Source organism: Kitasatospora sp. NPDC058162, from assembly GCF_042884005.1.
GTDB lineage: Bacteria > Actinomycetota > Actinomycetes > Streptomycetales > Streptomycetaceae > Kitasatospora.
Map to the genome: position 1 here is coordinate 13,594 of NZ_JBHVUS010000010.1, position 16,648 is coordinate 30,241.

Annotated in this window: 20 protein-coding genes and 2 pseudogenes; 10 read left to right on the forward strand and 12 right to left on the reverse strand. The window is 72.2% G+C overall.

Annotated features, from left to right (window positions below):
* Nucleotides 1-19 precede the first annotated feature (19 nt).
* Both ACFVXG_RS20695 and ACFVXG_RS20700 read right to left on the reverse strand, forming a co-directional pair.
* Nucleotides 20-115 (reverse strand): annotated as a pseudogene (locus ACFVXG_RS20695) (DUF1772 domain-containing protein); the annotation flags it as partial.
* Nucleotides 116-147: 32 nt separating this feature from the next.
* Complete coding sequence (locus tag ACFVXG_RS20700) at nucleotides 148-717, reverse strand: TetR/AcrR family transcriptional regulator (protein ID WP_387929460.1); 570 nt, start codon at nucleotides 715-717, stop codon at nucleotides 148-150.
* A 101-nt stretch (nucleotides 718-818) separates the two neighbouring features.
* Between ACFVXG_RS20700 and ACFVXG_RS20705 the strand changes: the two genes are divergently transcribed.
* Nucleotides 819-1,742, forward strand: coding sequence for an alpha/beta hydrolase family protein (locus ACFVXG_RS20705; RefSeq protein ID WP_387929462.1), 924 nt, complete (start codon nucleotides 819-821; stop codon nucleotides 1,740-1,742).
* A 39-nt stretch (nucleotides 1,743-1,781) separates the two neighbouring features.
* Here ACFVXG_RS20705 and ACFVXG_RS20710 read toward each other — a convergent pair whose 3' ends face one another.
* The 4 genes from ACFVXG_RS20710 to ACFVXG_RS20725 form a co-directional block, all read right to left on the reverse strand.
* Nucleotides 1,782-2,816, reverse strand: coding sequence for an ABC transporter ATP-binding protein (locus ACFVXG_RS20710; protein WP_387929464.1), 1,035 nt, complete (start codon nucleotides 2,814-2,816; stop codon nucleotides 1,782-1,784).
* Nucleotides 2,813-4,351 (reverse strand): ABC transporter permease, encoded by a 1,539-nt coding sequence (locus ACFVXG_RS20715; RefSeq protein WP_387929466.1) that lies wholly within the window; start codon nucleotides 4,349-4,351, stop codon nucleotides 2,813-2,815. Before ACFVXG_RS20715 ends, ACFVXG_RS20710 begins: the two co-directional genes overlap by 4 nt.
* Nucleotides 4,348-5,406, reverse strand: a complete 1,059-nt coding sequence (locus ACFVXG_RS20720; protein ID WP_387929468.1) for an iron ABC transporter substrate-binding protein — start codon at nucleotides 5,404-5,406, stop codon at nucleotides 4,348-4,350. The genes ACFVXG_RS20715 and ACFVXG_RS20720 overlap by 4 nt, the downstream gene beginning before the upstream one ends.
* Nucleotides 5,407-5,772: 366 nt before the next feature.
* Nucleotides 5,773-8,019, reverse strand: a complete 2,247-nt coding sequence (locus tag ACFVXG_RS20725; protein ID WP_387929470.1) for a heavy metal translocating P-type ATPase — start codon at nucleotides 8,017-8,019, stop codon at nucleotides 5,773-5,775.
* Nucleotides 8,020-8,253: 234 nt separating this feature from the next.
* On the opposite strand from ACFVXG_RS20725, the pseudogene ACFVXG_RS20730 reads away from it, so the two are divergent.
* The 4 genes and pseudogenes from ACFVXG_RS20730 to ACFVXG_RS20745 form a co-directional block, all read left to right on the forward strand.
* A pseudogene (locus ACFVXG_RS20730) lies at nucleotides 8,254-8,529 on the forward strand (metal-sensitive transcriptional regulator); the annotation flags it as partial.
* Between the two features lie 32 nt (nucleotides 8,530-8,561).
* Entirely contained in the window at nucleotides 8,562-9,431 is an 870-nt protein-coding gene (locus tag ACFVXG_RS20735) for a hypothetical protein (RefSeq protein ID WP_387929472.1), read from the forward strand.
* Between the two features lie 97 nt (nucleotides 9,432-9,528).
* Complete coding sequence (locus ACFVXG_RS20740; RefSeq protein WP_387929840.1) at nucleotides 9,529-9,897, forward strand: DUF6221 family protein; 369 nt, start codon at nucleotides 9,529-9,531, stop codon at nucleotides 9,895-9,897.
* A gap of 11 nt (nucleotides 9,898-9,908) precedes the next feature.
* Entirely contained in the window at nucleotides 9,909-10,304 is a 396-nt protein-coding gene (locus tag ACFVXG_RS20745) for a hypothetical protein (RefSeq protein ID WP_387929474.1), read from the forward strand.
* On the opposite strand, the gene ACFVXG_RS20750 is transcribed toward ACFVXG_RS20745, so the two are convergent.
* Nucleotides 10,267-10,701, reverse strand: coding sequence for a hypothetical protein (locus ACFVXG_RS20750; RefSeq protein WP_387929475.1), 435 nt, complete (start codon nucleotides 10,699-10,701; stop codon nucleotides 10,267-10,269). The two genes, ACFVXG_RS20745 and ACFVXG_RS20750, sit on opposite strands and share 38 nt — an antisense overlap.
* A 244-nt stretch (nucleotides 10,702-10,945) precedes the next feature.
* Here ACFVXG_RS20750 and ACFVXG_RS20755 point away from each other — a divergent pair, with 244 nt between their 5' ends.
* The gene (locus ACFVXG_RS20755; RefSeq protein WP_387929477.1) at nucleotides 10,946-11,791 is read left to right on the forward strand and encodes a hypothetical protein; all 846 of its coding nucleotides are present in this window, start codon (nucleotides 10,946-10,948) and stop codon (nucleotides 11,789-11,791) included.
* Nucleotides 11,792-11,849: 58 nt separating this feature from the next.
* On the opposite strand, the gene ACFVXG_RS20760 is transcribed toward ACFVXG_RS20755, so the two are convergent.
* On the reverse strand, nucleotides 11,850-12,410 hold the full coding sequence (locus tag ACFVXG_RS20760) for a DUF3995 domain-containing protein (RefSeq protein ID WP_387929479.1): 561 nt from the start codon (nucleotides 12,408-12,410) through the stop codon (nucleotides 11,850-11,852).
* 171 nt (nucleotides 12,411-12,581) lie between these two features.
* Between ACFVXG_RS20760 and ACFVXG_RS20765 the strand changes: the two genes are divergently transcribed.
* Nucleotides 12,582-13,088, forward strand: coding sequence for an RNA polymerase sigma factor (locus tag ACFVXG_RS20765; RefSeq protein ID WP_387929481.1), 507 nt, complete (start codon nucleotides 12,582-12,584; stop codon nucleotides 13,086-13,088).
* Nucleotides 13,085-13,567, forward strand: coding sequence for a hypothetical protein (locus ACFVXG_RS20770; RefSeq protein ID WP_387929482.1), 483 nt, complete (start codon nucleotides 13,085-13,087; stop codon nucleotides 13,565-13,567). The genes ACFVXG_RS20765 and ACFVXG_RS20770 overlap by 4 nt, the downstream gene beginning before the upstream one ends.
* Before the next feature lie 27 nt (nucleotides 13,568-13,594).
* Here ACFVXG_RS20770 and ACFVXG_RS20775 read toward each other — a convergent pair whose 3' ends face one another.
* The 3 genes from ACFVXG_RS20775 to ACFVXG_RS20785 are packed head-to-tail and all read right to left on the reverse strand — an operon-like array spanning nucleotide 13,595 to nucleotide 14,498.
* Nucleotides 13,595-13,795, reverse strand: a complete 201-nt coding sequence (locus ACFVXG_RS20775) for a hypothetical protein (protein ID WP_387929484.1) — start codon at nucleotides 13,793-13,795, stop codon at nucleotides 13,595-13,597.
* On the reverse strand, nucleotides 13,792-14,070 hold the full coding sequence (locus ACFVXG_RS20780; RefSeq protein WP_387929486.1) for a hypothetical protein: 279 nt from the start codon (nucleotides 14,068-14,070) through the stop codon (nucleotides 13,792-13,794). The genes ACFVXG_RS20775 and ACFVXG_RS20780 overlap by 4 nt, the downstream gene beginning before the upstream one ends.
* Nucleotides 14,067-14,498, reverse strand: coding sequence for an ATP-binding protein (locus ACFVXG_RS20785; protein WP_387929487.1), 432 nt, complete (start codon nucleotides 14,496-14,498; stop codon nucleotides 14,067-14,069). The genes ACFVXG_RS20780 and ACFVXG_RS20785 overlap by 4 nt, the downstream gene beginning before the upstream one ends.
* A gap of 261 nt (nucleotides 14,499-14,759) precedes the next feature.
* On the opposite strand from ACFVXG_RS20785, the gene ACFVXG_RS20790 reads away from it, so the two are divergent.
* The gene (locus ACFVXG_RS20790) at nucleotides 14,760-15,617 is read left to right on the forward strand and encodes a helix-turn-helix domain-containing protein (RefSeq protein WP_387929489.1); all 858 of its coding nucleotides are present in this window, start codon (nucleotides 14,760-14,762) and stop codon (nucleotides 15,615-15,617) included.
* The gene (locus ACFVXG_RS20795; protein ID WP_387929491.1) at nucleotides 15,617-15,835 is read left to right on the forward strand and encodes a DUF397 domain-containing protein; all 219 of its coding nucleotides are present in this window, start codon (nucleotides 15,617-15,619) and stop codon (nucleotides 15,833-15,835) included. Before ACFVXG_RS20790 ends, ACFVXG_RS20795 begins: the two co-directional genes overlap by 1 nt.
* Nucleotides 15,836-16,021: 186 nt before the next feature.
* Here the strand turns inward: ACFVXG_RS20795 and ACFVXG_RS20800 are convergent, their stop codons facing one another.
* Nucleotides 16,022-16,576 (reverse strand): RICIN domain-containing protein, encoded by a 555-nt coding sequence (locus ACFVXG_RS20800; protein ID WP_387929493.1) that lies wholly within the window; start codon nucleotides 16,574-16,576, stop codon nucleotides 16,022-16,024.
* Nucleotides 16,577-16,648: the final 72 nt, after the last annotated feature.

A 16,648-nucleotide genomic window follows, 5' to 3' on the forward strand; every position in this document is an offset into this window, starting at 1 on the left:
ACAGCCGGTCGTCGGCAGCTCACGCAAGGGCGGCGACCAGCAGGGCGAAGGCGGCGATGATGACGGCGACGCGGCCGTAGTGGTACCGGTCCCAGCGCGCGGCCTGCTCCTTCCAGTGGGACTCGCCCCCCGCACGGCCTCCGGCCGCTACGCCTCGCCCCGGCATCCCGCGAGGAGGAGGGCGACCATGCGCCCGGCGTCGGCCCGGCCGTAGTCGGGGCCGGTGATGCAGAGGTTCCCGATGGCCCGCATGAGCGGGTAGGCGGTGATGCCGGGACGGAGTTCGCCCGCGGCCGCGCAGGCCTCCAGCAGCGTCGCGCAGGCGGGGACCAGGGTGTCGAGCATGAGGGCGTGGAGGTTCTGCAGCCCCGGATCATCGGACCCCAGAGCCGCGCCGAGGCCGTGCTTGGTCACGAGGAACTCCACGAACGCCTCCGCCCAGCCGGTCAGGGCGGCGAACGGGGAGGCCGCTTCCGCCAGGAGCCGGGGCGCGAGTGCGGCGCAGGTGTCGATCTGGTGCCGGTAGACGGCGGTGACGAGGTCCGCCCTGGTCGGGAAGTTCCGGTAGACCGTGCCGATACCGACGCCGGCCCGTTCGGCGATGTCCCGGACGGGGGCCTGGACCCCCTGCTCCACGAAGACCGCCGCCGCGGCCGCCAGCACGCCGTCACAGGTGCGCCGGGCCTGCGCCTGGCGCGCTCCGACCGGTTCCGGCACGGGCTTCTCCTTTACTCGCGGAACAATGTTCCGCTAAGTTGGCGGAACGCTGCTCCGCCAAATTATGGCAGAGCCCTCGCGAGCGAAAGCGCAGGTCTCCCATGCCCACTCGGATACCCACTCGCCACCCCGACCAGCGGATCGCCGCCGTCAAGCCCATCACCGTCCCCGCCCCCGGCCGCGACACCGCCCTCCAGGTGAAGGTCACCGCACCACTCTCCGGCCAGGGCCTGCCCGTGATCGTGTTCTCCCACGGCAACGCCTGGTCCCTCGACGGCTACCAGCCCCTCGTCGACCGGTGGGCCGCGGCCGGATTCGTCGTGGTGCAGCCCACCCACCTGGACTCCCGCCGCAACGGCATCGGGTGGGAGGACCCGCGCTTCGCCACCATCTGGCGCGTCCGGATCGCCGACCTGCACGCCGTCCTCGACCACCTCGACGACATCCTGCTCCAGGTCGACGGCCTGGCGCCCCGCGTCGACCGTGAGCGCATCGCGGTCGTCGGCCACTCCTGGGGCGGCCAGACCGCCGGAGCGGTCCTCGGCGCGCGCGTGCTCGACGCCGACGGCGTTCCCGGCGAGGACTTCTCCCACCCCGCGGTCTCGGCCGGCGCACTGCTCGCCGCGACCGGAACCGGCGACTCCCTCACCCCGTTCGCCGTCGAGCACCTGCCGTTCATGCGGCCGGACTTCTCCACCATGACCACCCCCGCCCTGGTCGTCGCGGGCGGCAAGGACCAGTCCCAGCTCTCCACCCGGGGGCCGGAGTGGTTCACCGACGCCTACCACCTCAGCCCGTCCCCGAAGAGCCTGCTCGCGGTCGCCGAGGCCGGGCACACCCTGGGCGGCATCGCCGGCGAGATGACCGCCGAGACCACCGACGAGGACCCCGCCCGCGTCGCCCTCGTCGCCGACGCCGTCTCCGGCTACCTCCTCGACGCCTTCGCGCTCGACCACGCCCCGTGGGCCGCGCTCAACGACGCCGCCACGACCGCCGACGGTGCGTGGACCCTCAGCCGCAAGTGACCCCGACTGGGCCGGGGGACGTCGGCCGAACGACCGGGCTCACTCCCCCGGCAGCAGGTGGACCGGGCCCACGGCGGCCAGGTAGGCCTCGCCACCGACCGGCCAGGGGCGGTCGGCGGAGGCGATCAGCACCCCCGGCAACCCGGCTGCCTCGGGCCGGAGTTCGACCCGGTGATCGTGCCCCCGGAAATCGCTGCCGAGCACCTTGGCCGGCACGGCGCCCGCCACCGGCGAGGCGGTGAGCCGCAGTTGACCGGGCCGGAGCAGGGCGAGCGCACCGGCCGGCCCCGCCGCGGAGCCCGCCAGCGGGAGCGCACCGAGGGCGGTCAGGGCCTCGACTCCCTTGGCCTCGGCGGGGATCAGGTTCGCCTCGCCCAGGACGGCCGCGACGGCGGCGTCGGCCGGGCGGTGGTACAGCTCGTCCGGGCTGCCGGCCTGGGCGATCCGGCCGTCGCGCAGGACGGCGATGGTGTCGGCGAAGGAGAGCGCCTCGTCCTGGTCGTGGGTGACCAGTACCGCCGTGGTGCCCGACTGCCGCAGGGTGGCGGCGACTTCGCGGCGCAGTTCGGCCCGCAGCGCGGCGTCCAGGGCGGCGAACGGCTCGTCGAGCAGCAGCAGTCGCGGGCGGGGCGCCAACGCCCTGGCCAGGGCGACGCGTTGCTGCTGGCCGCCGGAGAGCTGGTGCGGGCGGCGCTCCCCCAGGCCGGGCAGGCCGACCAGGTCGAGCAGTTCCCCGACCCGGGCGCGGCGCTGCGAACGCGGCAGTCCGAAGCCGATGTTGGCGGCGACGCTCAGGTGCGGGAACAGCGCGCCGTCCTGCGGGACGAGGCCGATGCCGCGCTGCTCGGCGGCGAGCCGGCTGCGACCGTCGTCGAGGACGCGGCCGTGCAGCACGACCTGTCCGGCGGCGGCCGGGTGGAAGCCGGCCAGCACCCGCAGCAGGGTGGACTTGCCGCAGCCGGAGGGGCCGAGGACGCAGGCGAGGGCGCCGTCCGGCACGGTCAGGTCGATGCCGTGCAGGACGGGGCTGCGTCCGTGCGCGGCGTGCAGGTCGACGACGGAGAGTCCGGTCACGGGGTGCTCCCTGAAAGACGGCGGGTCAGCAGCAGGACGGACGGTACCGACAGCGCGACCATCAGGGCCGCGTACGGCGCCGCCGCCCCGTAGGCGAGGCCGCTGGTGTAGACCCAGAACTGGGTGGCCAGCGTCTGGGTGCCGGTCGGGCGCAGCAGCAGGGTGGCGGTCAGTTCGGTGGAGGCGGTGAGGCCGACCATGGCGACGGCCGCGCCGAGGCCGGGCAGCACCAGCGGCAGGGTGACCCGGCCGAGGACGGCGAGCGGCCGGGTGCCGAGCGAGCGGGCGGCCTCCTCGACGCCGGGCGGCACCTGGGCGAGGGCGGCCCGGACGGCGGTGAGGGCCAGCGGGAAGAACAGCAGGACGTAGCCGAGGATCAGCATCGGCGGCTGCTGGTACAGGGGTCGGGCCCAGCGGACGGCGAAGAAGACCACCGCGAGGGCGACCGCGATGCCGGGCAGCGCCCGGGTGAGGTAGGCGATCCGCTCGACCGCGCGGGCGGGCCGGGTGCCGCGCCGCCAGCCGTACAGGGCGACCGGGACGGCGGCGGCGGTCGCGACCACGGCCGCACCGAGCGCGTACCCGAGGGTGGCCAGGGTGGCACCGAGCACGGAGGCCGAGGGCAGGGTGGTGGAGCTGCCCTTGACCAGCCAGTACGCCAGCGCGTACAGCGGAACTCCGAGCGAGACGCCGACCAGCGCGGCCAGGGCGGCGAGCGCGGGGGCGGTCCAGCCGCCGAGCCGCACGGGTACGGCGGGGCGGGCGAGGGCGCCGTGCCGGGTGATCCGCGCCCGGCGGCCCGCCCAGGCCTCCAGGGCGACCAGCAGCAGGGCGAGGCCGACCAGCACCAGGGTGAGCAGCGAGGCGGAGGCCGCGTCGAAGCCGAGCTTGTACTGGGTGAACACGGCGGTGGCGAAGGTGGTGTAGCGCAGCATCGCGAAGGCGCCGTACTCGCCGAGCAGGTAGAGCGAGACCAGCAGCACGCCGCCGGCCAGCGCGGGCCGGGTGAGCGGCAGGGTGACCCGCCACAGAGTGGCGAGCCGGCCGCGGCCGAGCGAGCGGGAGACCTCCTCGGCGGCGGCGTCGCCCTGCCGCAGGGCGGCCGCGACCGGGAGGAACACCAGCGGGTAGAGCGAGCAGGTCATCACCAGGACCGCGCCCCAGTAGCCGTGGACGGAGCGGAACAGCGAGACCCAGGAGTAGCCGCGGACGAACTCCGGTACGGCGAGCGGCAGGGCGAGCGCGACGGTCCAGGCCCGGCGGCCCGGCAGGGTGGTGCGCTCGACCAGGTAGGCGGCGCCGAAGCCGAGGACGGCGGTGGCGAGGGTGACGGCGGCGGCCAGGCTGAGGGTGTGCCAGAGCAGGGTGGCGATCAGCGGGCGGCCGAGCAGCCGCCGGGTCTGGTCCCAGCCGGCTTGGGCGGCCTGGGCGATGACGAAGCCGAGCGGCGAGGCCACCACCGCGACGACGGCGACGGCGACGGGGGCGAGCAGGCCGCCCGCCCGCCACCGTCGCCGGGCCAGGGGGGTCGTCACTGGAGCAGTCCGGCGTCCTGCAGCAGGGCCAGGGCCTGCTTGCCGTCGCCGAGCGCGGCCGGGTCGGCGACGGTGCCGAGGCCGTCCAGGGCGGGCAGTTCGGGCTTGCCCTGGACGCCGGAGACCAGCGGGTACTCGTAGCTGGCGGAGTTGGCGATGACGGTCTGGGCGGGGGCGGAGGCGAGGTAGCCGAGGAAGGCCTGGGCGGCGGCCTGGTGCTTGCCGTGCTTGAGGACGCCGGCGCCGGAGACGTCGATCAGCGAGCCCGGGTCGCCCTTGGGGAAGTAGTGCAGGGTCGCGTGGGTCTCGGCCGCGCCCTTCTCGTCGCGCATCCGGTAGAAGTAGTAGTGGTCGATGACGCCGCCCTCGACCTCGCCGCTGTTGATCGCGGCGGAGAGGTTCTCGTTGCTGTCGTAGACCTTGGCGTTGTCCTTGAGGCCCTTGAGCCACTGCTTGGCCGCGTCCTCGCCCTTGGCCTTGAGGACCTGGGTGACGACCGGGGCGAAGTCGGTCTCGCTGGGGGCGATGCCCAGGCGGCCCTTCCACTCGGGCTTGGCCAGGTCGAGCACGGAGGCGGGCGGCGCGGTGTCGGCGCCCTTGCCGGTGCCGGCCAGGAAGGCGGAGGTGCGGGCGGACACGCCGACCCAGGCGCCGTTGCCGGAACTGTCGTTGGCCGGAACGGACTTGAGGGTGTCGGGGGCGACCTTGGCGAGCAGGCCCTTGTCGTCGAGGACGGTGAGCGCGGGCGGGTTCTCGGCGTAGAAGACGTCGGCCGGGGAGGCGTCGCCCTCCTGGAGGATCTGGTTGGCCAGTTCGGCCTCGTCGCCGGAGCGCAGTTCGACCTTGATGCCGGTGCGCTTGGTGAAGTCCTCGGTCAGGGCCTTGACGGTCTGCTCGTGCTGGCCGCTGTAGACGGTGACGGTCTGGCCGGCCAGGGCGGTGCCGGTGGCCTCGGGCGACGCGCTGCCGCCGCCCGAGCTTCCGCAGGCGGTGAGCGCCAGGGCGCAGGCGGCGAGGAGGGACAGACCGGCGAGGGGCCGAACGGTACCGGGCATGGCGAGGGTCCTCCGGAAGGGCAGGGAGCAGCCGTCGGCACCCTCGGAAAACGAGGGGCGACGGCCCGACGGCACGAGAACCTAAGGCAGGAAAGGCTTGCCTAACAAGTGTCGGAGCGTCACATCTCGGTCCGGTCGCGGCAGGGTAGGACTTCGGTGAGCGAACCCCCAAGACCTCGCAAAACGCCCTTCAAGCGCAGGTCAGAGTGGGCGTGAACGGACAAACCGAACTTCGGCCGCTCACGTAGGCGCCGGCGATCTTCACTACGGTGCGTGACAGGTGTGGCGTACAAGAACGGCCCGGACGTGCCAGGGCCCCGGAACCGGGCGACGGTTCCGGGGCCTTGGGGCCGACGGCGGAGAGGCTCAGCGGAAGCGGCGCAGCCGGAGGCTGTTGCCGACCACGAAGACCGAGGAGAAGGCCATCGCCGCCCCCGCGATCATCGGGTTGAGCAGGCCCGCGGCCGCCAGCGGCAGGGCGGCGACGTTGTAGCCGAAGGCCCAGAACAGGTTGCTCTTGATGGTGCCGAGGGTCTTGCGGCTGAGCCGGATGGCGTCCGCCGCGGCCAGCAGGTCGCCGCGGACCAGGGTCAGGTCGCCGGCCTCGATCGCGGCGTCCGTCCCGGTGCCCATCGCCAGGCCCAGGTCGGCCTGGGCGAGCGCGGCCGCGTCGTTGACGCCGTCGCCGACCATCGCCACGACCCGGCCCTCGGCCTGCAGCCGCTTGACGGTGTCGACCTTGTCCTGCGGCATGACCTCGGCGATCACGTGCTCCGCCGCGATGCCGACCTCGGCGGCGACCGCCTCGGCGACCAGCCGGTTGTCACCGGTCAGCAGCACCGGGGTCAGGCCCAGGGCCCGCAGCTTCGTGATGGCCTCGGCGCTGGTCGGCTTGACCGCGTCCGCCACCTCCAGGACGGCCCGCGCCGCGCCGTCCCAGCCGACCGCGATCGCGGTGCGGCCGGCCGCCTCGGCCGTGCGCTTGGCCTCGGCGAGGGCCTCCGGCAGGTACTGCGACCACTCGTTGAGCAGCGCCTCCCGGCCCGCCACCACCGCGTGGCCGTCCACCACGCCCTGGACGCCCAGGCCGGGCACGTTCTCGAAGCCCTCGACGGCGGGCAGTTCGCCGGCCTTGGCGGCCGCGGTGGCGATCGCCCGGGCGATCGGGTGCTCGGAGGCGTGCTCCAGGGCGCCGGCCAGGCGCAGCACCTCGGCCTCGGTGACGTCCTCGGCGGTGTGCACGGCGAGCAGGGTCATCTGGCCGGTGGTGACGGTGCCGGTCTTGTCCAGGACGATGGTGTCGACCTTGCGGGTGGACTCCAGCACCTCCGGGCCCTTGATGAGTATGCCGAGCTGGGCGCCGCGGCCGGTGCCGACCAGCAGGGCGGTCGGGGTGGCCAGGCCGAGGGCGCACGGGCAGGCGATGATCAGCACGGCGACGGCGGCGGTGAAGGCGGCCGTCCAGCCCTCGCCGGTGCCCAGCCAGTAGCCGAGGGTGGCCACCGCGAGGGTGATCACGATCGGCACGAAGACCGCGGAGATCCGGTCGGCGAGCCGCTGGGCGGCGGCCTTGCCGTTCTGGGCGTCCTCGACCAGCTTGGCCATCCGGGCGAGCTGGGTGTCCGCGCCGACCCTGGTCGCCTCGACGACCAACCGCCCGCCCGCGTTGACCGTCGCACCGGTGACGCCGTCCCCGGCCCCGACCTCGACCGGGACGGACTCGCCGGTCAGCATCGAGGCGTCCACCGCGGAGGCGCCCTCGACCACCGTGCCGTCGGTGGCGATCTTCTCGCCGGGCCGCACCACGAACCGGTCCCCCACCGCGAGTTCGGCGATCGGGATCCGCACCTCGGTGCCGCCGCGCAGCACCGTCACGTCCTTGGCGCCCAGTTCCAGCAGCGCCTTGAGAGCGGCACCGGCGGTGCGCTTGGAGCGGGCCTCGAAGTAGCGCCCGGCCAGGATGAACGCGGTGACGCCGGCCGCCGCCTCCAGGTAGATGTTGGAGGCGCCGTCGCTGCGGGCGATGGTGAACTCGAAGCCGTGCCGCATGCCCGGCATCCCCGCGTCGCCGAAGAACAGCGCCCACAGCGACCACAGGAAGGCGGCGCCGGTGCCGAGCGAGACCAGGGTGTCCATCGTCGCGGCGCCGTGCCGGGCATTGGTCCAGGCCGCCCGGTGGAACGGCCAGGCGGCGTAGGTGACGACCGGGGCGGCGAGGGTCAGCGAGAGCCACTGCCAGTTGTCGAACTGCAGGGCCGGCACCATCGCCATCGCGATCACCGGGACGGCGAGCGTGAGGGCCGTGAACAGGCGCTGGCGCAGCGGGGCCAACTCGTCGGCGGACTCGGCCGGTTCGGCGCCCTCGCCGGCGGCGGCGGCCGGGGGCTTGGGCAGGGCGGCGGTGTAGCCGGTGGCCTCGACGGTGGCGATCAGGTCGGCCACCCCGACCTCGGCCTCGAAGGTGACCTTCGCCTTCTCGGTGGCGTAGTTGACGCTGGCCGAGACGCCGTCCATCCGGTTGAGCTTCTTCTCGATCCGGGCGGCGCACGAGGCGCACGTCATTCCGCCGATCGAGAGTTCCACCTCCGTGGAGGCGGGTGCCTGCGTGGTCATCGTTGCTCCTCGTGACAGTTGTTCCGCCTGGTCTGCCCGGCCGGGCCGTCATACCCTGGAGGGGTATCGGGCGGTGCCGGGTTCATTTATACCCCTGGGGGGTAGTCAGGGCAAGCCCCGATCGATACCCCCAGTGGGTATTTTTCCGGGCGGTCACCTGTCTTGACTTGATACCCCCATGGAGTATTCACTCAGGGCACTCCCCGCCGGAATCCAGAGGAGGGCCGCATGCCCGGCTACCGCACCGAGAAGGACCAGCTCCTACGCAGACTGCGCCGCGTCGAGGGCCAGGTCCGCGGCCTCCAGCGCATGGTCGACACCGACACCTACTGCATCGACACCCTGACCCAGGTCTCGGCCGCCACCAAGGCCCTCCAGTCCGTGGCCCTGCACCTGCTCGACGGCCACCTCGCCCACTGCGTCCAGGACGCCATCACGGGCGGCGGCGCCGAGGCCGACGCCAAGGTCGCCGAGGCCTCCCAGGCCATCGCCCGGCTCATGCGGGCCTGAGCCCCTTCACCCCGATCGAGGAGAACCCCGCCATGAACACCGCCCTGCGCATCACCGCCTTCACCGCCGGCCTCGCCGCCGCCTTCGGCCTCGCCCTCGGCGTCGGCCACGCGACCGGCACCGGCCCCGTCGCGCCCGAGCCCGCCGCCGCCCACGCCGGGCACGCCGGGCACGACTCAGGGGGCGAAGCAGCCGCCGACCACCTCCCCGGCGGGCTCCAGGTCTCCGACCGCGGCTACACCCTCAGCGTCGAGCACCCCTTCGTCACCGCCGGCTCCCCCACCGACCTGCGCTTCCGCATCCTCGGCGCGGACGGCAGGCCCGTCACCGCCTACCAGCAGCAGCACGAGAAGGAACTCCACCTGATCGTCGCCCCGCGCGACCTCTCCACTTTCCAGCACCTGCACCCCACCCTGGCCGCCGACGGCACCTGGAGCGCCCCCACCGCCGTCCCCGCCGCCGGCGAGTACCGGGTCCTCGCCGACTTCACCCCGGCCGGCACGAGCGAGGGCCTCACCCTCGGCGCCGACCTCCACGCCGCCGGGGACCTGCGCCCCGCCCCACTCCCCGACACCGGACGGACCGTCACCGTCGACGGCTACACCGTCACCCTCGGCGGCGACCTCACCCCCGGCCGCAGCAGCCACCTCACCCTGGACATCAGCAAGGACGGCGCCCCCGTCACCGACCTCCAGCCCTACCTCGGCGCCTACGGCCACCTGGTCGCGCTGCGCGCCGGCGACCTCGCCTACCTCCACGTCCACCCGGACACCACCACCCCGGGCCCCGGGATCGGCTTCACCACCACCGCCCCCAGCAGCGGCAGCTACCGCCTCTTCCTCGACTTCCAGCACCAGGGCACCGTCCACACCGCCGCCTTCACCGTCACCACGCAGCACTGAGCAGCCCCCGCACGGGCCGGACGATCCCCCCACGGATCGCCCGGCCCGCCGCCGTACCCCGAAACCCCGTTGTCCAGGGCAGGAGTTCTCCTCCACCCTGACGCCATGCACCCGGACCTCACCGACTTCCTACGGGCCCGCCTCGACGAGGACGCCGACCTCGCCCGCCGCTGCGACGGCGGCGACGACTGCGGCATCTGGACGGCCGCCGGCTCCACCGTGGACTTCTGCCACTCCGAGCTCGGCGGCTTCCCCCCCGGCCACGGCCACCCACATCGCCCGCCACGACCCGGCCCGGGTCCTCCGCGAAGTCGCCGCCAAACGGCGCATCCTGGCACGGCACGCACCCGGCCCAGCGGGCGCCTGCCGGCACGACCGCAACCGCTGGCCCTGCGCGGACGTCCGGGACCTGCTCCCGCCCTACGCCGACCACCCCGACTTCCACCCCCGCTGGATCCGGGCCTAGGCTCGGCGCCCGTGCACCACAACCTCACCGACCTCGCCCGCTGCCTCTGGGGCGACGAGTACGGACCGACCCCCGCCTGCGACGCGACATGGCAGCACGATGAGGCGTACTTCACCGAGCTGCTGACCTTCGCCGACCCGGACGAGATCCTCACCATGCTGCGGACCCTCTGCCCCCACCTCGTCGACGGCTACCTCCCGGTCCGCACCCGCAACCTCGCCTACCGCCTGCTCCTCCTCCAACGCCCCGACGACCCGGCCCTGATCCGCGAGGCGGCAAGCAGCCTCTACTCCCACGGCCCGGACTGGGACCACATCGCCGAGGAACTGACCCACCGCGCCGACGGCCTCGAAGCGGGATCGACGCAGCTCAGCCCCTCCTCTCAGCCCCACGATCACGCCGACTGACGAGCCGAAGGCGTGGGGACGGGAGGACCAAGCCGACGAAGCCGGTCTGGAACAGGATCAGACCGATCAGCCCCCACCCCCCGAGGAACAGTCCGCACAAGATCGCCGGTCCGCACAGCACGACAGCGAGCACGGCCCTGTAGTGCTCGCTCTCCCGCTTCGGGGCGGTCAGCAGGAGGAGCACCAACGACGGCGAGCCGAAGTACAGGAGCAGCATCAGCCCCAGAACCGCCTCCCCCGACAGCAGCTCCGCACCGCTGATCCCCCCGGTCACCCCCGCGAACAGCGCGAGCCCGCCACCCACCGCGCCCCAGCCGCACACGAGGGCGATCAGGTATCGGAGCGCCGCACGAAGGAACCAGATCAGGGCACTCTCGGCCCTCAGCACCATCCCCATGGATACCCGCTCCCCCCGCCCCCGCCCTGAGGTCGATATCGTCGCAGAGAATCTGAACACGTTCAATATGAACCCGCTCCGCCCGCTGCCACCACCGCGCACCGCCATAGGGCCTCGGGGTGCCTCAAAGGGTTCCTACGCCAACAGCTGTTCCAGGAAGCCCTGTTGTCGCATCCATCCCGGCCGGATCACGGCACCCGGCCGGGCGAGTAGTCTGCCCGGGCAAACGGACAGGAGTGACACCATGACGACCCCCACGCCCTCGCAGCCCGACGAGGCGCCGCAGCCCCCAGCGGGCGGGGACCCGCAGAACCCGCCGAGACAGCCAAAACCCAGCGTCAAGAAGATGGTCCGGATAGGCTGCGGCAGCCTGTTCGGCCTGCTCTTCGTTCTCTGGCTCATCGGCACCATCGTCGGCCCGCAGAAGAAGACCCCCGCTGCCGCTGCGAAGCAGGCACCGGCCACCACCGCTACGGCGCAGCCGTCCGACCCACCGCAGACACCGTCGACCGCCGCCGTCACCCCGACTCCGACACAGCCGACTCGGGCGGCGTCGACCGCGGCACCCACCAGCGCCGCGCCGCAGCCGACGACTCCTCCCGCTCCGCCGAGTGCGTCACCGGCCGTGGCACCGCCCGCCGCCGGGCTGCCCACTCCCGCGCCGACCCATCTCGCGCCCGCCGCCAACCGGAAGACCGCCTCGGCGCTCCTCCGGGCCGACAACGCCTACTACCAGAAGGAGTTCAACGACGGCGTCGCCGTCATCACCGCCCGTGGGACGGGTGGCAGCTTCGACGCGTGGTCCACCTGGTACAAGAAGGCCTCCAACGACGTGAAGCCCGGGACCGACGCGTTCACCCAGGCCGACGCCCAGTTCGACGCCGGCGACGAACCGCCGTCGATCGGCGTCTGGCAGAGCGACAACATCGACCTCACCGGCGACCTGTTCCGTCTGGCCAGCGACGGCACGGGCGTGGGCGGCCCGAATGACACCGAGGCGCGACAGCAAGTGCAGGCTGATGTCACGCAGTTCAACACGGACTACGCGAAGGTCGCACAGGACGCGACCGATGTGGAAGCCGGCAAGTAGCTGATCACAGCTCTCATGCACCCGCGCTCCTCATCGGCCTCGGGGAGGGCCGCCACCCTCAGGGCGCCGAGGCCGGTGTGCGGGTAGCAGGCCCAGTGGCCGAGCTGGGTACCGTCGCCTCGCCGAGCGGCCGACCCTCGCCGCCCCGGAGGAATCCCTCCGCGCCCGCCGCCGACACCTGCCAGGCCGCCCGGCCCAGCAGCAGGCACAGCGGGGTGTAGAGCAGCAGGTTGAGCCAGTAGAACGTGTCACCGGGGTCCGCCCAGGCTCCCGTCACCCAGACCAGTCCGACCGCGCCGCGGGCCAGCAGGCCGGCGGCCACGGCCCGGCTTCCCCAGCGCGGCAGCACGGCGGGCAGCCGGCGGGCCAGGGCCGGCAGCCGCCCGCCGCGGACCAGCACCAGCGTCGCGCCCGAGAAGAGGACGCCCGCGAGCGGGACCAGCCCTTGCGGGGTGAACGGCACCTGGGTGTTGAGCACCAGCTGCGAGAGCCGAACGGTGCCGAGCACCGGCCAGGTCCGGCCGGTGGACCAGTACACGTGGACCAGTCCGTCCGCCGCCAGCACCGCGCCGATCGCGGTGGCCTTGCTGCGGATGTTCGCCGACTTCACCGGCTTCATGTCGTCACCTCATGGAGTGTCAGGACGCTTGGACACCCGAAGGAGCACCCCGCCCGTCGAAACGTTCCTGTGACGAGGAACACTGCGGACCGGGCGAAATCGCAGGGAACCTTTCGCCGCCCCGGGGCCTCCATCCACGGACCCCTGTCACCGATCGACGGAGAAAGCGCCATGCAGGAGCCACCGCCCGGCCTCGCCGAACTGGTCCGGGCCGCACAGGGCGGCGACCAACTCGCGGTCGGCCGACTGCTGGACCTGATCACCCCGTACGTCCGCCGGCTCTGCGGACCGATCGCGCTCGACGACGGCGCGGACGCGACCCAGGAGGCGCTCATCGTGGTGTTCCGCAAGCTGCGCCAACTCCAGGATCCTGCGGCGCTGTTCGGCTGGGTCAGGGCCATTGCGGTGCGGGAGGCGGTGCGGTACGCCAATCGCTCGGCGCACTCGAAGCCCGCCGAACTCGGCGAAGTCCCCGCACCCGGCGACCCCCAACTCGCCACGGACATCCGCGATGTGCTCTCCCGGCTCTCCCCGGAGCACCGCGCCGTGCTACTCCTGCGCGACCTGGAGGGGCTGGACGAACGGCAGACCGCGGCACTGCTCGCGGTCGCCCCCGGGACGGTCAAGTCCCGGCTCTCCCGGGCCCGACTCAGCTTCCGAAAGGCGTGGCAGCAGTGACCGAGACCCCGATGCCGCAGTGGCCCGTCGCCGACTTCGACCCGGTCCGCCGCCTCCACGTGATCGCCGCGACCACACCCGGAGCGGCGAGGATCGGCGAGGCCGTCCTCGACGCACCGTTCGAACGGGTCTGGTCGATCGCCCAGGACCTGGAACGCACGATGCCGCTGTGGATCCCCGACGTCCGCACCGTCCGCCTCCTCGCCCCCGAGTCGACCGGCGCCCCGCTCCAGGCCCGGATCCACGGCCACAGTCGACTCCGCACGACCTTCGCCATCGACCTCACCCCCGGCTGGTGCCTGATGCAGAGCCGCCTCGTCCTCGGCGGAATGGCAGCCCGCCCGGAGACCGACCGCACGACCCGCTTCGCCTTCCTCGGCGGCCTGCGCTTCCCCGGCGCCCGCCTCCTCGCCCCCGCGCTGCGCCCGTTCACCGGGAACCCTCTGGCCCGATTCGCCGCCCTCCTCGACGAGGAGTAGCGACGGGGAACAGTACGGACCTGGCGTTCATCCGGACGGGTAGCGGGCGGCCTGCCGGAGCACGGCACGGAGGAGGGCTTCGGCGTTGCCGGGGGTGGCCGCCCAGAGCTGCATCTCGGTGTGGGCGGCCCGGCGGCGGGGGCTCAGGGCGCGGATCGGGCGGGAGAACTGGGCACTGAGGCACCACCACGTCTCGATGCGGGCCCAGGTGAGCCGGTGGCCGCTCACGTGGCCACCGCACAGAGGTAGATGGGGTGGGCGGACTCGATGCCGACGTAGGCGATCGCCCGCACCGCGCCGAACTCCACCAGCTGGTGGGCGATCCGGGCGGCGGCTGCCTCGCCGAAACGGTCGGCGAGGCAGCCGGCCTGGTCGTCGTCGAGCGGGAGTTGAGCGAGGCCGGCGCGGATGGCGGCGAGGGCGTCGGAGAGCTTCGCGAAGGTCGCGGCCCTGGTGACGCCCTTGATCTCGGCGGTTACGGGGAAGGGAAGTTCGACGCTCACTCCGCACCCCCGTCGATCAGCGCCCAGACCATCTTGCCAATGCCGCCGGGGCGCGGGCAGCACCCCCACTCGGCGGCGAGCTGCGAGACCAGCCAGAGCCCGCGCCCGCTCTCCTCGCACTCGGCGACCGGGCGGAGGATGGGCTGCCTGGAGTCGGCATCGTGCACCTCGATCCGGAGCGAGGCGGCCAGCAGCTCGAAGCGGATGAAGATCAGCCGCCCCGGCGGGGTCTTGGCGTGCAGGACGGCGTTGGCGACGAGCTCCCCGAGCACCAACTCCCCGCAGTCGAAGAACCGTTCGCCGTTCGACTGTTTGGCGAGGAAGCTTCGGAGCAACCGCCGGGCGAACCCGGCGGACTTGTGGTGCCTCGGCAGCCACCACGAGAACGGGTCGGCGGGGATGGACGGCTTCTCCAACATTCCGGGCATGGCAGGGCCTCCGGGGGATGCGGTGGGAGAGATCGCGATCCAGCGAGCGGCGAGAGGCATGGGAATGCCCGAGCGAAGATCCGCCGGGATCACACTGTGTGGTGATGTGCACCACACTCCGTCAGTGTGCCGTCGGTCGATGGCTTTGTACAACCGAATCCAGCAAAGTACATATGTTCTCTGGGATCTGATGTGACGAAACCACTTCCGTCACGCCAGACTGTGGGCTGACGACAGAGCGCGACGAGGGGAGGTCGGAGCGTGGCCGCAACACCGACGGTGCGCCGCCGAATGCTGGGCGCGGAACTTCGCAGGATCAGAGAAGGGCTCAGCCTCCGAGTCGATGACGTGGCAGCCCGACTCGGCTGGCACCAGTCCAAGGTCAGCCGGTTGGAGAACGGCCGCCACGGCGTGAAGGCGAACGAGGTCGGGATACTGCTCGACGTCTACGAAGTCAGCGACCCGGAAACCCGCGAGGCACTCGCAACGCTGGCACGCGAGGGCAAGCGCAGGGTGTGGTGGCAGCCGTACTCGGATGTGATCTCGCAGAACTACGCTTCGTTCATCAGCTTCGAGGCCGAGGCCGCCTCGATCCGGAACTTCGAGTCATCACTCATCCCTGGACTGCTCCAGACCGCTGACTACGTGCGTGCGCTGATTCGGCAGCTCAGGCCCGACGCTTCACCGGAAGTGATCAATGCTTTGGTCGATGTGCGCCTGGCCCGTCAGAACGCGGCCCTCCAGCGCGAAGACCCGCTCAAGCTCTGGGCCATCGTCGACGAAGCCGCCCTCCGCAGAGTGGTCGGCAGCAAGCTCGTGATGTCGAGGCAACTTCAACAGTTGGTCACCGCGAGCCGCGAGCCCCATGTGTCTCTGCAGGTCGTGCCGTTCGCAGCGGGCGCTCATCCGGGCGTCCACGGGTCATTCGTGATTTTGGAGTTCCCCGTCCGAAACGATCTCGACGTGGTGTACACCGATGGCTTGACGAGTAGCCTCTACCTCGAACGGGATAGCGACGTCGCCACCTATTCCCAGGCGTTCGACCGTCTTCGAGCAGCAGCGCTCGACTTTGCGCCGTCCCGGCGGCTTATCACGCAGATCGCGAAGGAACTTGAGTGATGAACAACGGTCCGGCCGTGGATATGGGCCACGCCGAGTGGCGGAAGAGCAGCTTCAGCACCGACCAGGGCAACTGCATCGAGGTCGCCGACGGCGTCGTCGGGATCGTCCCCGTCCGGGACTCGAAAGACCCCCATGGCCCCGCACTCGCCTTCCCCGCCGACGCATGGACGGCATTCGTCGCCTCCATCAAGGCCGGCGAACTCCCCAACGCCTAAACCCTCCTGCGCGAGAAGTCGGCCCGTCCGACTTCTCGCGCAACACCAAGGGCAGCGAACGGCAGGTAGCGAACGCCCGGAACGAGGGCAGGTTCTGACCGTCCGGAGCAGTCACCGACAAGGGCGCCCGCCGAGGCGGACGCCCTTGTCGTCACCGGCGGTCAGTCAGACCGCTTCACCATCGGCTCAGTTGTAGCCGCCGAGGTACCAACGCTGGTCGAAGTAGCCGCCGCACGGCCACACGTTGATCGGTTGCAGGTCGCCCTGGTTGTTGCCGGGCACGGAGACGCAGTAGCCGTCGGCGTAGTCGATGTACTCCGGGAAGGCCTGGCCGTTGACCCAGTAGGTCCCCGTGGTCCAGAGCTGGGCCTGCGTGCCGTTGTTGCCCTGGTAGCCGCACCAGTTGAGGGTGAGCTGGTTGGTGGTGCCCGGCGCGTAGGTGAGGCAGTAGTTGTTGTCCTTGCCGTTGTAGAGGTAGAACCAGCCCGGGTGGCTACTCGAGCTGGACACCCCCCACCCCTGGTCGGCGGCGCCGATGCAGCCGTACTCGAGGATGGGCACGCCGTTGTAGATGTTGCCCCAGTTGCCGACGGCCATGCACTTGCCGCTCCAGCCGTTCTGGAGAATGCTTCCGGCGTCGGCGCTCGCGGTGCCGCTGAGGCCGACGGTGGCGCCGCAGGCGAGGGCGACGGCCGCGGCGGCGAGCGCGATGGTGCGTCTGGGCTTTCCGAGTTTGCGCATGGGTATCCCCCTGAGCGTGGGTGGCGGCGCCCTTGGAGCCGCCTGGACGCACCCCCCATGGTCCGTCCTGAT